The organism is Nostoc sp. XA010 (genome assembly GCF_020829625.1).
Taxonomy (GTDB): domain Bacteria; phylum Cyanobacteriota; class Cyanobacteriia; order Cyanobacteriales; family Nostocaceae; genus Nostoc.
On sequence record NZ_JAIVFX010000016.1, the window covers coordinates 49,983 to 64,311 of the forward strand.

Annotated in this window: 14 protein-coding genes and 1 pseudogene; 10 read left to right on the forward strand and 5 right to left on the reverse strand. The window is 40.1% G+C overall.

Annotation, left to right across the window (positions count from 1 at the left end; translation table 11 throughout):
- Window positions 1–203 precede the first annotated feature (203 nt).
- Window positions 204–800 carry a YtxH domain-containing protein gene (locus LC608_RS21875; RefSeq protein WP_229555515.1) on the forward strand — a complete coding sequence of 199 codons (597 nt, stop codon included), beginning with the start codon at window positions 204–206 and terminating at the stop codon, window positions 798–800.
- Between the two features lie 480 nt (window positions 801–1,280).
- On the forward strand, window positions 1,281–1,763 hold the full coding sequence (locus LC608_RS21880) for a hypothetical protein (protein WP_229555516.1): 483 nt from the start codon (window positions 1,281–1,283) through the stop codon (window positions 1,761–1,763).
- A 151-nt stretch (window positions 1,764–1,914) separates the two neighbouring features.
- Here LC608_RS21880 and LC608_RS21885 read toward each other — a convergent pair whose 3' ends face one another.
- Together LC608_RS21885 and LC608_RS21890 are read right to left on the reverse strand one after the other, a co-directional pair.
- Window positions 1,915–2,343, reverse strand: coding sequence for a hypothetical protein (locus tag LC608_RS21885; RefSeq protein WP_181928534.1), 429 nt, complete (start codon window positions 2,341–2,343; stop codon window positions 1,915–1,917).
- Window positions 2,344–2,582: 239 nt separating this feature from the next.
- Window positions 2,583–2,846, reverse strand: a complete 264-nt coding sequence (locus LC608_RS21890) for a reverse transcriptase N-terminal domain-containing protein (protein ID WP_308189910.1) — start codon at window positions 2,844–2,846, stop codon at window positions 2,583–2,585.
- A gap of 408 nt (window positions 2,847–3,254) precedes the next feature.
- On the opposite strand from LC608_RS21890, the gene lpdA reads away from it, so the two are divergent.
- The 4 genes from lpdA to LC608_RS21910 all read left to right on the forward strand — a co-directional run bounded on the left by lpdA (window position 3,255) and on the right by LC608_RS21910 (window position 7,292).
- Complete coding sequence (gene lpdA, locus LC608_RS21895) at window positions 3,255–4,679, forward strand: dihydrolipoyl dehydrogenase (protein ID WP_229555518.1); 1,425 nt, start codon at window positions 3,255–3,257, stop codon at window positions 4,677–4,679.
- A gap of 97 nt (window positions 4,680–4,776) precedes the next feature.
- The gene (gene trpC / locus LC608_RS21900; RefSeq protein ID WP_229555519.1) at window positions 4,777–5,667 is read left to right on the forward strand and encodes an indole-3-glycerol phosphate synthase TrpC; all 891 of its coding nucleotides are present in this window, start codon (window positions 4,777–4,779) and stop codon (window positions 5,665–5,667) included.
- Window positions 5,668–5,910: 243 nt separating this feature from the next.
- A complete protein-coding gene (locus tag LC608_RS21905; RefSeq protein ID WP_229555601.1) occupies window positions 5,911–6,162 on the forward strand; it encodes a DUF5340 domain-containing protein in 252 nt (83 codons plus the stop codon).
- Between the two features lie 461 nt (window positions 6,163–6,623).
- Window positions 6,624–7,292, forward strand: coding sequence for a carbonic anhydrase (locus LC608_RS21910; protein ID WP_229555520.1), 669 nt, complete (start codon window positions 6,624–6,626; stop codon window positions 7,290–7,292).
- A 178-nt stretch (window positions 7,293–7,470) separates the two neighbouring features.
- On the opposite strand, the gene LC608_RS21915 is transcribed toward LC608_RS21910, so the two are convergent.
- Both LC608_RS21915 and LC608_RS21920 read right to left on the reverse strand, forming a co-directional pair.
- Complete coding sequence (locus LC608_RS21915; protein ID WP_229555521.1) at window positions 7,471–7,629, reverse strand: YqaE/Pmp3 family membrane protein; 159 nt, start codon at window positions 7,627–7,629, stop codon at window positions 7,471–7,473.
- A 131-nt stretch (window positions 7,630–7,760) separates the two neighbouring features.
- A complete protein-coding gene (locus LC608_RS21920) occupies window positions 7,761–8,108 on the reverse strand; it encodes a translation initiation factor (protein ID WP_109009060.1) in 348 nt (115 codons plus the stop codon).
- A gap of 232 nt (window positions 8,109–8,340) precedes the next feature.
- On the opposite strand from LC608_RS21920, the gene trpB reads away from it, so the two are divergent.
- The 4 genes from trpB (at window position 8,341) to LC608_RS21940 (ending at window position 12,562) form a co-directional block, all read left to right on the forward strand.
- Window positions 8,341–9,576: a tryptophan synthase subunit beta gene (gene trpB, locus LC608_RS21925; RefSeq protein WP_229555522.1), complete on the forward strand. Its 1,236-nt coding sequence runs from the start codon at window positions 8,341–8,343 to the stop codon at window positions 9,574–9,576.
- Window positions 9,577–10,422: 846 nt separating this feature from the next.
- Window positions 10,423–10,947, forward strand: coding sequence for a CAP domain-containing protein (locus LC608_RS21930; protein ID WP_229555523.1), 525 nt, complete (start codon window positions 10,423–10,425; stop codon window positions 10,945–10,947).
- A 347-nt stretch (window positions 10,948–11,294) separates the two neighbouring features.
- Entirely contained in the window at window positions 11,295–11,843 is a 549-nt protein-coding gene (locus tag LC608_RS21935) for a CAP domain-containing protein (protein WP_229555524.1), read from the forward strand.
- A gap of 89 nt (window positions 11,844–11,932) precedes the next feature.
- A complete protein-coding gene (locus tag LC608_RS21940) occupies window positions 11,933–12,562 on the forward strand; it encodes a ribonuclease H-like domain-containing protein (RefSeq protein ID WP_229555525.1) in 630 nt (209 codons plus the stop codon).
- A gap of 443 nt (window positions 12,563–13,005) precedes the next feature.
- Here LC608_RS21940 and LC608_RS21945 read toward each other — a convergent pair.
- Window positions 13,006–13,452: pseudogene (locus tag LC608_RS21945) on the reverse strand (rhodanese-like domain-containing protein); the annotation flags it as partial.
- Between the last annotated feature and the right edge of the window lie 877 nt (window positions 13,453–14,329).

Consider the following 14,329-nt stretch of genomic DNA (forward strand, 5'->3'; position numbering starts at 1 on the left):
AAAGACTAAGGATAAGCAATAGTTTCTTTTTTAAAGTATATATACTTATCCTTTTTTGAGGACTACCTGCAAACATAGAAAGTTCATGAGTTGTTAGTTACCAGATAACTTACATTTTTTCAAATTAGACTCTGACAGACCAAGGAAAGATTTTTAGATATTGCTTTTCTGTCCTAGCACAAAATACAAAACAGAAGATTATTATGAATGAGAATCAGCAGTTTTCAGAGCAGTCTGAAGAAAATATTGATTTCTTTACAGATCAACCCAATAATTATACAGCAGCTAGTAGCTCAAAGAATGATTTAGGTAAAGTACTAATTGGAGCGCTGATTGGTGCTACCGTGGGCGCAATAGCTACGGCTTTAACTATTAAAGGTACAACTGAAAAAGTTGACAAAGCTGTAAAAAGTGTAGGAAATGCGGTAAAAGGTGCAACTGGGAGTTTTAATCAAAATGTAAAAAATGTCGGAAATGCAATAAAGACTGTAGCTGACAGTGTTAACGAAACTGTAAAAGATGTAGGAGATGCTGTTAAAGATACAGCTTTAGATGTTAACAGTATTGCAATAGATACAGTGGATGCTGTTAAAGGTACAGCTGTAGGCATTAACGATACTGTAAACAATACAGTAAATATTGTTAAGGGTGCAGCTGAGGGGGTTAAAGATACTGTAAAAGGTACAGTGGACGTAGCTACAAATGCAGTTGAGGATGAGACTCAATCTGCTAGTCAAAACGCTAATATACCTAATAACCAGACAACTTACATTTTGGTTCCACTAGACAAAAACCAGTAGTAGGCATCTATCTGCCTTCATCATCTGCACAAAACTACTCTTGTACAAAAGCGATACTAGTGGTCAATTGTAAGCTAATTAATGGAGTTCAAAGACTCGTTAACGGAGAAAAAATACTTGTTGACGGAGTTCAGAGGCTCGTTAAGTAGATAAACAAAAATATTTACAGTCATTGCGATCGCAGCCTTCACAAAGCATATCGTAGAGAAGTAGTTCTAGGCGTTGCGATCGCATTATTTTGCTTTAGTGCGATCGCAATGACATTGTGTAATTAATTATATTGCTGATAAAGAGTTAGTTAGAAAGCTGACATTGCTTATCAACTTTGCCTTAATTTAGAAAATTATTCGATATCATTCAAGGTTTAAAGAAGTTTGAAATCGGAAATTTTGGCTTTTTATTCCCTAAAAGTTGACGAAAAGGAAGGCTTTGCTATGATAGGAAGTTACCTTTGAACTGTTCAACTCCTTTGTCTGGCTAATGAAAAAAATTGTAAAAATCATTACCTCAATAATTATTAATGTATATGTAGCATGTTCGGCTTTTAACTACTATTGGTATAGTGATTTTATCCCGGCGAAAATTGGGATAACCTACGCCATACACATTGGCGGTGAGAGTCATTTTCGAGAGGGTTGTGGCGCAGCTATATTTCGACTATCAGATGCAACTGCGGATGCCATTTCCCGCAAAGGTATCGATTTTTTTAACGACGCTATCTATTCAAGAAAAAGCAAAGCTCGTCGCTATACCTATAGTTCATGGAAAGAAACACCAGTTCCCAATTCATGGACGAGTGATGGCACTTGGCCAGGTTTGGATTGTTCGGGTGCAAGTCGCTCACTGTTGTCTCAAATCCTTCTCGCTGCTTCTAAAAAAGGAAGCTACTACTCCTCCAAAGACGAAGCATGGATTGTTGTTATTCCAAGCTTTAAATTGGTAGTCTTTTCTTATTTTGGCTAGTCCCGCCAATCTAAATGCCATCTTAACATCAACTTAAAAGGCATTTCACAACGCTTAGACTGGACTTAAACAAAACTCAAGAAGAAAAAAGAGTAATCGCAAAGCTTTCCTCTGTATTATTCCTCACTACTTTCTCTGACACAAGTTGACTTCATTCACTTGGTTTATTAAAAACTTCTAAAATCTGTCGGCAAATTTGTTTGAGCTTATCCTCGATTTCACCAGAAGGCGAAGATGCGCCGACAACACTCCAGTTTTCCACCGTAGAAAGTCGCCACGCTTCACCGCGATGATCGAATCCGGCTACTTCCACACCGATCGCACGCCGGGAATTATTGATGGGATCTTGATAAAATCGGATTTGAATTAAAATACTGCGACTTCGCCAAGATTTGCTGATACCAGGAAAGTGAAAACCAATATCTATAGAATCTGGATCGACTAACTCTCTGGTTTCCGGGTCATTCTTCCAGGGTTTGAGATCAGATTTGGCATCAGGAAACTCGAATTTGAACAAATTAACTACCGTAGCAATGTTGCTGGCGAGTTCAAGGTTCGTTGCCTGTTCAGCTGCGTTCACTAAAAAATACTCCTATATTGCGTCGGCATCTTCCGGGATGTGAAGACAGAAAAACCGCCATAAGACCTATAATATTGGTGTTTCAGCTTATCAAGGTAGGGTCGAGGTGTGCATTACTGCATCACCCCTCCCATCCGAAACCGTGCTTGCGCCTTTCACCGCACACGGCTACTCAGTGTGTTGTCCATTTGTCATTACAGACTTCCTAACCTTAAGACCTATGAAACTTGGGATGTCATTTATCCACTCCCAATCAAATTTATCCCATTATTGGATTGCAAGATGCAATTTTTAGATCCTTTAACTTTACGAGCAAGTTGCACCATTGCTAACCTTTTGGACGGGGATAATGATTTTACTCCATCTACTCCGGCTGTTTTCTTGCCCTGGTTATCTTCTGTCACGCGACGCACCGCCAGCATCTTTGCCGACCAAGACCTCATCAAAGTCTTTTGGAGTCTGCGAACTGCTTTTACATCACCACGACTAGAGGCTCTGAATATTCTCTTTTATTGAAGACTGAGCAAAGTTTTGAGTCCACTTAAGTGGTAGCCCAGAAATAAATCTGTGGGCGGGCAATGGTGCTAATGGAGAATAGTGCAAGATATCTGAACTTAAAGCTACATATCACCTTGACAAGGCTATCCTCAGTCCTTTTGTAGTATCAAAAAAATAAGTATAGAGATTTGACTATAATTACTGAAAACATCCATATTTTCGTCAGAAGTGAGTGAATCATAATTTGAAGCAACACCCGAACCTGAAATTAGTAAACAGTCAGCAGTCAACAGTTCTGATGGTTTATGGTGAGGAATTTAGTGTCAAGCAATAACACTGATAACTGTTAAAGGGGTTGCGCTGATTGTCGGTCAAGTTGAGAATAAATAGGCGAAGCACACAGGGAAACTAACGTGAGTCAAGGATTTGATTACGATTTAGTAATTATCGGCGCTGGTGTAGGCGGGCATGGCGCAGCCTTACACGCCGTAAGTTGCGGTCTGAAAACAGCGATTATTGAAGCTGCTGATATGGGAGGAACCTGTGTTAATCGGGGCTGTATTCCTTCTAAGGCGTTGCTGGCAGCATCTGGACGTGTGCGGGAATTACGCAATGCCCACCACCTGAAGTCATTGGGAATTCAAATTGGTAGCGTGGAATTCGATCGCCAAGCGATCGCTAATCATGCTAATAATCTCGTCTCAAAAATTCAAGGCGACTTAACCAACAGCCTCAAACGTCTAAAAGTCGATATTATCAACGGTTGGGGAAAAATCGCTGGGGCGCAAAAAGTCTCTGTTACCGGAGACGGTGGTGAAAAAACCATCACAGCCAAAGACATCATTCTTTCCCCTGGTTCAATTCCTTTTGTGCCTCCAGGAATTGAAGTAGACGGCAAAACTGTCTTTACCAGCGATCAAGGCGTTAAGTTGGAGTCTCTACCAGACTGGATAGCGATTATTGGCAGTGGTTACATCGGCTTAGAATTTTCTGATATTTACTCAGCTTTGGGTTGCGAAATCACCTTGATTGAAGCCCTAGATCAGTTAATGCCAGGATTTGACCGAGACATTGCCAAACTTGCCGAACGGGTACTGATTACTCCCCGCGATATTGAAACGAAAGTGGGGATATACGCTAAAAAAGTCATCCCCGGTTCACCTGTGGTGATTGAATTAGCAGATTTCAAAACCAAAGAAGATGTAGATGTCATCGAAGTAGATGCTTGCTTGGTGGCTACAGGACGCATCCCGGCGACCAAAAATCTTGGTTTGGAATCTGTGGGTGTAGAACTGGATCGGCGGAATTTTATCCCAGTTGACGATCGCATGGCAGTACTATCAGCTGGTGAAGTAGTACCGCATTTGTGGGCAATTGGCGATGCTAATGGGAAGATGATGTTGGCACATGCGGCTTCTGCTCAAGGCATCATCGCCGTAGAAAATATAGTTGGGAGGGAAAGAATAGTAGACTATCGCAGCATCCCGGCGGCGGCGTTTACCCACCCAGAAGTTAGCTATGTGGGCTTAACAGAAACCGCAGCTAAGGAGTTAGGACAAACCGAAGGGTTTGAAATCGCCACCAGTCGGAGTTACTACAAAGGGAATTCCAAAGCGTTGGCAGAAAATGAAGCCGATGGTATTGCCAAGGTGATATATCGCAAAGACACCGGAGAAGTCTTGGGCGTCCACATTTTTGGACTACACGCCTCAGACTTAATTCATGAAGCGTCAGCTGCGATCGCAAACCGTCAATCTGTCCAAAGTCTCGCACATCTAGTTCACGCGCACCCGACACTTTCGGAAGTGCTGGACGAAGCTTATAAACGAGCCATTTAGTCATTTGTCCTGTGTCATTTGTCCTTTGTCAATAAACAAGGACAAATGACCAATGACCAATGACCAATGACCAATGACCAATGACTAATGACAAATTATGCAAATCCGTCGCCGTTCACCAAACCCAGCTATTGATGTATCGATATTGCGTTATCAGGCTGTCGTGCCTGATGCAGCGCCAAACAACATCTTGGAGGAAATTGTCTGGCAGAAAGAAGTAGAATATGACCAAATGCGGGAAAAAGTTCCTTTGCAAGAATTACGGAAGCAGGTACTGACTGCGCCACCAACCCGTGATTTTGTCGCCGCCTTACGGCAAGGTAAGACTAAGCCAGCATTAATTGCCGAAGTTAAAAAAGCTTCACCTAGCAAAGGTATTTTACGAGAAGATTTTGACCCAGTAGCGATCGCCCTGTCTTATCAGCAAGGTGGCGCTAGTTGTCTTTCTGTGCTGACAGATGTCAAGTTCTTTCAAGGTAGTTTTGAAAACTTAGCCAAGGTTCGGGCTGCTGTAGATTTGCCCTTACTGTGCAAAGAGTTTGTCGTTTATGCTTACCAGATATACTTGGCGCGGGTTCAGGGTGCAGATGCTATTTTGTTGATTGCGGCTATTTTGAGCGATCAAGATTTGAAATACTTCCTTAAAATTGCTAACAACCTAAAAATGGCAACCTTGGTTGAAGTCCATAGTTTGGCAGAACTTGATCGTGTATTAGCTTTAGATGGGGTTTCCTTAGTAGGAATCAATAATCGCAATTTGGAAGATTTCTCTGTTGACTTGCAAACTACTTGCCAACTTTTAGCTGCAAGGGGTAGCCAATTGCAGGAGAAAAACATCCTTGTTGTTAGCGAGTCAGGACTACACAACCCAGATGATCTGAGTCTGGTACTGACAGCAGGTGCATCGGCTGTACTCATTGGAGAATCTTTAGTAAAACAACCAGATCCCGGCGCTGCGATCGCCCATATATTGCCGAGAAATTTCTGAAATAAACATCTCCCCTACGCCCCTTAGCATAGGGCAACTAACTACATACAATAGTTTGTAAATTGGGTACACTATGCGTGGACACGCAGCACATTGCCATCAAATATCATCATATCTTTGTCAAATCTTCATTGCTAATCAAATCAAAGCCATAAGCAACTAGTTATTTCTTATGTAACAATTTATTGAGAAAAGCCAAATAACTAATACAAAATCTCAAATATGAAATCAAAAGTTAACTTCATGGAGCAACTTCCTCTACCTTCTCCTATTCACTACGAACTTATACTTCAACTTTTAGAAAGACAAACCATGTTAGCTGTAAATGATAATCCAGATTTACGGCATCAGGTAAATCAACTAATTATTACTCTGCGTAAAGCTGCCGTACAGCAAAAACGCCTAGAAGAAATTTGCGAGTTTTCCTCTATGACTGTTGATCACCGTTGGTCAATCAACCATCATCACGATAACAAAGTTGTTGCCCCCGATTGAAGCTGATAACTTAATATCTCAACCTCAGATTTGGTATCTTTGTTAAGTTAGCTTACCACCATCAGAAAGTGTCTCTGTGTATTGAAGGAGCCACTATTCAAAACTTCCGCCGCACTTGCTTGACTCAAATGCACAGTTTGGGGTGTGATTTAAAATGATTCTGCTTACAGAATCTCTGTGTAAAAATATCTATAAATGCTAGATGAGGATTTTAAAAGGGGTTTTATCCTAACGCACTCTACATTACCTAATTTTTTCAAAAATATAGGAATCTTATACATAGCTATTTTTTATCGAAATTTTAATTCACTTGCTTACAATTTATACAATAATTTTATTAATGCTGGAAAAAAAATGTCATCTTTATAAAAATTTTAGATGGGGAAAAACTCATATTGATTTATAGGAAACTGTAGAGCAGCTAAAATATTTATGAGATTCTCTCTCGAATTCGACGAAAGATGAAATATAACAGCATTGATGAACTTTTCAGAAATAATCAGGCTTGGGTTGCCGAGAAACTAGCAATAGACCCAACTTACTTTCAAGATTTATCTACCGGACAAACACCACCTTTTCTATACATTGGGTGTTCTGATAGTCGTCTAGCATTAACAAGCTTTACTCGTACAGAACCAGGAGAGTTATTTGTACATCGTAATATTGCCAATCAAATTTCTCTAACGGATATAAACTTCTTAGCGGTTTTAGAATACGCAATTTTACATCTTAAAGTGGAACATATTATCGTTTGTGGCCACTACGATTGCGGAGGAATTAAGGCGGCTTTAGAAGGAAGAACCATCGGAATTCTTGATAACTGGGTAAATCCGATTCGGGAACTGTATTTACAGAAACAAGAAGAAATTGATGCCTTGCCAACAAGAGAAGAACGTTTGAATCGTTTGGCAGAAATAAACGTTGTAGCGCAAGTAAAAAATCTTTACCAAACTTCCATCATGCGGCAGGTACTCTATGAGCGAAAAGCGCCTATGGTTCATGGCTGGGTGCTAGATATAAGCACTGGGTTAATCAAAGATTTGAACGTCTCAACTGTACAATGGCAATTGCACATTTGCCCCTTGCTTTTAGAGTTTAGACTCTATGCTATGTTAAAAAATGAGAGATAATTCGGTATTAATCGACACACAAAAGCCCATATTTTTAGATTCCAAAGCTTTACCCAAGGTAATCATCTTGCAGGTAATTTATTTTCATAGTTTTCTACTCTGCATCGAAATGCATCCATTGAGGCTCTGACTCAATTTATCAATGTATGCAGAGCCTCAAACCTACCTCTACAAGGAATTATTTCTTAGAAATTATCCATACTGCGTGAATAATGCCAGGAATGTAACCAAAAAGTGTCAAAACTATATTAATCCAAAAATCTATACCAAAACCTACTTGCAAAAAAACTCCCAGAGGCGGTACGAAAATGGCACACAAAATACGAACTAAATCCATTTAAACCTCCTATTCATCTCACAAAAAATAGCTTGTTGGCAAAGTGGTTTACCAAAGCTCAAGCATATTTGTACCTTTCAAAGATAACATTATCTAGATCACGGTTGAGATACGGTAAACCGCACTCAAGATTAGCCACCGCTAATTTTAGCTTTGTAACCTAGTTTGCTCAAAATCTCGACAATTTTTTGCTTGTGTTCGCCCTGAATTTCAATTTCGTTATCTTTAACTGTCCCACCTGTGCCGCACTGGGTTTTCAACTGCTTCACCAAATCAGCCAAGGTTTCTGGTTTGGCTTGAAAACCGCTAATCACTGTAACGGTTTTGCCTTTGCGTCCTTTGCGGGAAGCTTGTACTTTAAGATTTTGTTGTTGTGCGGGGAGTTCTGGAATTGGTCTTTCTGTGGCGGCGGAGTTGTCGTTGCCAAATTCGCGGTAGACAAAGCTTTTGTCAGAAGATTTGGGATTTGAAGAAGACATAAAATGAATGTTTAAGAAAAATTTCAAAGGCAGTGGAAACTTCTACGCAACCATTCTGCTGGGATATCAATTTCTAGGCTAACATCACAAATCCATTGCCAGGGATTCAAAGTAATTGGGCATTTGGCATTGGGTATCGAAGAAGAATCTAGCTTCCAGTCTCCAGATATAACCTAGATATGCCCCAGACTTTCTATAATAATTAAGTCATTCCCGTCATTGAAAACAGCCTGTGACTACTACTCCCCTATCTCCAAATTCAACTGCTCAGGTTCCAGACACGCTAGGTCGCTTTGGACGCTTCGGCGGTAAGTATGTACCTGAAACGCTGATGCCTGCTCTTACTGAACTAGAAACAGCTTATCAGCAATATCGTAATGACCCTGGTTTTCAAGCAGAATTACAGCAGTTGTTACGGGACTATGTAGGACGTGCTACACCATTATATTTCGCTGAACGTCTGACTGCTCATTACGCCCGACCCGATGGCACGGGGCCACAAATTTACTTAAAACGCGAGGATTTAAATCATACTGGCGCTCATAAAATTAATAATGCCCTTGGTCAGGTATTGTTGGCAAAGCGCATGGGTAAGCAACGGATTATTGCCGAAACGGGTGCTGGCCAACATGGAGTTGCCACAGCTACAGTTTGTGCTCGTTTTGGGCTGGAATGCGTAATATACATGGGCGTTCATGACATGGAACGTCAAGCTTTAAATGTGTTCAGAATGCGATTGATGGGGGCAGAAGTGCGTCCGGTGGAAGCGGGAACTGGAACCCTCAAGGATGCTACTTCTGAAGCAATCCGCGATTGGGTGACAAATGTAGAAACAACTCACTACATTCTCGGTTCAGTAGCAGGCCCCCATCCTTACCCGATGATGGTACGTGATTTCCATGCAGTAATCGGCCAAGAAACTCGCGCCCAAGCAATGGAAAAGTGGGGTGTATTGCCTGAGATTCTCTTGGCTTGTGTGGGTGGTGGTTCCAATGCTATGGGACTATTTTATGAGTTTATGAATGAGCCTTCTATACGGTTCATTGGGATTGAGGCAGCAGGAGAAGGTGTTAATACTGAAAAACACGCAGCAACCTTGACAAAAGGACGAGTTGGTGTATTGCATGGAGCCATGAGCTATCTTCTGCAAGATGAGGATGGGCAAATCATTGAGGCACACTCAATTAGTGCAGGTTTAGATTATCCCGGTGTGGGGCCAGAACATAGCTATTTGAAAGATATCGGTCGCGCTGAATACTATAGTGTGACGGATGCAGAAGCTTTAGCGGCATTCCAGCGATTGTCAAAATTGGAGGGGATTATCCCGGCATTAGAAACAGCCCATGCGATCGCCTACCTCGAAACCCTGTGTCCCCAACTAACCGACAGTCCTCGGATTGTAATTAACTGCTCTGGGCGTGGTGATAAGGATGTACAAACAGTAGCCAAGTTATTAATGGATGCGTAAATATACGTTAGCGACGTAGGAGTATCTGACTCACGAACGCTAACGTAATTCATAATTCGTAATGAGAAAGTCAGATTTCCTCTGGGTTTCTTTCTTTGTTATGTCCAGTCTTATTTTGGGAGAATTGGTCTTAGATGGCAAAAATAGCTAAGGGGAAACGACCTACTTAGATAATCCGCAAATTGATAAATTGTTAGCGATCGTCATGGCTTTGACTGATGAGGTGTCCGTGCTGCATGAGCGGGTAGACACCATTGAACGGTTGTTAGAGGAAAGGTATTTTATCACCTTCTGAGATTGAAGCTTACGAGCCGGATGCCAAAGTAATCAAGGAAGGGGAAGAGTGGTGTGCAGAATATATTGCGCGAGTGTTGCCTGTGGTACAGGAAGAGTTAGAAACCTTTAGCCAAGGCTAGTTGAAATCACGCAGAAATTTTACTGAATAGATCCGTGCAATCTATATCTTACACTTTGCAGCCTCAAATTTAACGATCGGTTTTTACTGTGTTTTAGACAAAAATAAAGCTATTGAATATACCTATAAACAGTAAAATAGCTGAAGTTTGAAGACAGATAAGCATAATTTAGAACAAAAAAACTCAAAAAACCTAGTAATTACACTCTGTAAGTACTTAAGTACGATATGTGGTTATCTAAAAACAATAATACTAGTGGTAGAAAATAGTTAGCCATTAAATAGTAGTATTTGTTCGTAAAATCATGAAATCAACCGCTTACTGGTAGTTTTTGCACATATAAAGGTATAATTAAAGCTATATAGACTTATAATCAATTTGTCACATTGATATTAGTTAGTTAGATTGTCTAAAAGTTTACTTTAGGCAAATGATTAAAACAATTTTTTACACTGTTGCTTTAGGCACTATGATTCTTGGTAGTGGAGCGATCGCTACTCCTGTAACAAATCCAGCTTTTATGCCAGAATCTTCAAATGTATTAAATAATACTGGCTATATTGCAGCTAGCATCAATACTGCTGCTCTAGAACAGTCAATTTTCAACAAAATTAATGATTACAGAGCTTCCCAAGGGCTAGCAAAGCTGACTCTTAATTCTGCGATCGATAATCAAGCCAGGATTCACAGTCAGAATATGGCTAATGGTAAAGTTCCCTTTGGACATACAGGATTTTCAGAACGTGTTAAAGCAATCGGTATTCCTTACAGTTCAGCTGGTGAAAATGTCGCTTACAACCAAGGATATAGCGATCCTGCGACGATAGCTGTTCAAGGCTGGCTCAAAAGTCCAGGGCATCTAGCCAATATCAGAGGTAATTTTAATAAAACGGGGATTGGTGTCGCTAGCAACAGTAGAGGCGAAATCTACTTCACACAAATTTTCCTTCGTTGATAGATGTGGTGAAATTTAGGTTTTTTCTTAAATTCCCCAGGCTTCAGCCTGCTAGCAAAGCTTTTGCTAGATGTTGAATAATGTAGTTTCAATGACATTTATCTGCTGAATACTACATTATTTTTTACTAATTCATGAAAATCCCAAATTATCAGCAAAAATAACCGTGATTTTACGATGCTGACCTATTGAAGTATTGACAATTGGAAACGATTTTTTATACTTCCTATATAAGGATGTAGCCACATTGCCAAAATTCATCAATCCTTAATAGTATCGTGCTATATATCGTCGGAACAATAGGGTAGAGTATAAGTCTTATATCTCTACATATTACGTAATTCTCCATGTTCCGACAAACTGCTTTTGGCATCGCTTTAAGTGCGCTTGTCCTTGCTAGTGGGTTAACGGCTGTTCCGATACCAAATCATCCTTCTACGAATACATCCACCCGTAATAAGCTGTTGTCGCTTTTTTCGAGTCAGGTTGCAATATCGACTCCTACTTTTAAAACTACGGAGCTAGAAAAATCCGTTTTTAAGGAAATTAATCGATATCGGGCTTCTAAAGGACTGCCAAAGTTGACCCTAAATGCAAATATCACTCGACAGGCAAGAATTCATAGTCAGAATATGGCTAAAGGTAAAACCCCATTTAGCCATCAGGGATTTGAACGGCGAGTCAATGCTATCCCTATTCGCTACAGCAGTGCGGCGGAAAATGTTGCTTTCAATCAGGGATATAGTAACCCTGTGGATGAAGCTGTTACTGGTTGGATCAAGAGTCCCGGACATCTAAAGAACCTTAAAGGAAATTACAACCTGACTGGAATTGGCGTTGCTACTAATAATCAAGGCGAAGTCTACCTTACACAGCTTTTTTTTCGCACTAGGTAGATTTAATTTCTGATTGTTTTGCACAATAATAATGTAGTGTCTGACAAGACTTATATTTGCTGGACACTGTTATTATTTTTGAACAATTCATGACATTACAAGATTTTCAGGTGAGCGATCGCGATCTGGGCGACGCAGCCCTAGTAGAGTATTTAGAATCTACAGCGATCGCAGTTGATACAGAAACGATGGGATTGCTGCCACAGCGCGATAGGTTGTGTCTTGTCCAGTTGTGCAACGAATTCGGGAAAGTGACTGCAATCCGCATAGCTAAGGGACAAGCTAATGCTCCAAACTTACAAAAACTCTTGTCGGCGACGAATGTCGTAAAAGTGTTTCACTTTGCTCGCTTTGACCTTGCCACTTTGCGAGCTAATCTGGGGATTCAGGTTAGACCTGTTTTTTGTACCAAAATTGCCAGTAAATTAGCCCGTACTTACACAAATCGCCACGGACTTAAAGATGTGGTGCAAGAGTTAGAACAAGTAGAACTGGATAAAAGTTCTCAAAGTTCTGATTGGGGTAACGCTGCTAGTTTGTCTGAAGCTCAACTGAGTTATGCTGCCAATGATGTGCGCTATTTACTTAGTGTGCAACATAAGCTAACAGAAATGCTCAAACGAGAAGAACGTTGGCAAATTGCTCAAGAATGTTTTGAATTTCTGCCAACAATAGTTTCGTTGGATTTATTGCAGTTTAAAGATTTGTTTGAACATTGAGTCAACACTAAACCTCTTGTAAAAGTTTTTGCTCTGGAGTACAAGCATTACAAGAGGAAATATTGTATCTTTTAATTCCTGAATTGTGACTTCTGTAACCATAAGAAATCAAGATTAGACCTCTTGGAAAAATTCTTTAACACCCATCCCTAAAGTTTCCCCACAAGCAAGGAGGGGAGATTTTAATATAAGCCAAAGGTAGAGTGGGGTTCTCATTATTGATTTATGCAAGAGGTCTATTGCTAATTTTCTAAGTTATTTTTCGCCTACGATCCAATATTGGAATCATCGCTGCCTTTAGGGGCCTTAGATTCACTAATGCCTTCTTTGACATTATTGACTCCCTCTTGAATGCCTTCCTTGAGATTACTGGCTCCCTCTTGAATATTATCCTTGAGGTCACTAGCTCCTTTTTTAATGGCTTCCGTCGCGCTAGGGCCTCCCTTTGGCAGATTTTCTTGGTGACTTTTTAGCCGATCTACAACATTGTACTCATCTGCACCTGGGGGAGTTGTTGATTCAATAACGCCTTCTGTTGGGCCACCGATAGCCTTCCATGCAGCAAGACCACCTTTGAGTTGCGAGACATGCTCAAATCCATTAGAACGCAGTTGTTGTGCGGCTTGGGCAGATTGTTCTTCGTTAGCACCGTAAACGTAAATATCACGGCTTTTATCTAAAGAAGGGACTGCACGCTGTACCAATTCATCTACTGGCATTGGCATAGCTCCCATAATATGGCCTTCGTTGAAGGTGTTGCGATCGCGCACATCCAGTATTGTAAAAGCTGGTTCGCCCCATTCTAGACGAGACTTCAATGTATGAGCATCAGACTGTCCTTCTACTGGTGGCTGGGGGGGAATTATGCCGCCGACTAAATTGTTAACCATAAGTATTCCTGACTTGACGATATTGATAGCAATTTAACGGACTAAACATATTGAATTACTCTTTCTTTGGGCTGAATTCACTTAAAATCACTCTTGAGGTAGAGTACCTAATTAAAATATTTTCTACCATTGAATACATTGCAAAATCAGTCATATTAGACTATTAAAAGAAAGTTGTTTTTATATTAATTATATTAAACATATTTAAAATTCGATTTGTGATATTTCATTTTTAAAAAAGATTGTGAATAAAATTGAAATATTCAGCTATTAGTACAGGAACTACGTGTATTTTCAATATCTGCGATCGCTAAGAATAACGCCTTATAGCTTTTCATAATCAAATGAGTTACATCAGAGCAAACTAGGAGCTTGCTCTAAGCTCAACTTTATCCAAAATTAAGAACTCAGTTTTCTTGATACGGCAAAAATCCTAGCTTTTTGGCAAAAACTTTTTCGATGTCACTGATTCTCGGTGAAATCGAAAAAATAAAGCTACTGTCCCACAAAGGTTTCAGCATCAGCTTAAGTGTTCCTAAAAAATAGATAAAGTCGAGCTAAGAGCATGTTTTAAAAGTCCTCAAGCCATTCTTCTTTAACCTCTTTTCTCTGTGTTCTCTGTGCCTCTGCGGTTAAATAAAAGACTTTTAAACCGCAGAGACGCTGAGGGCGCAGAGAGAAAAAAGAGATTTTATAAGTCACCTTGAAAGGGCTTTAAGTATTAAAATTTAAAATTATACAAACTTCATACAATCAATACTTCTACAATTTATTAGCATTACAATGGCTAAAGTTTTGATAAACTTCATGGAAGATTAATTGTAAACAGTTACTACAGTAGCGATCGTACTCAGCAGAGACGCGCGTGAATACACTA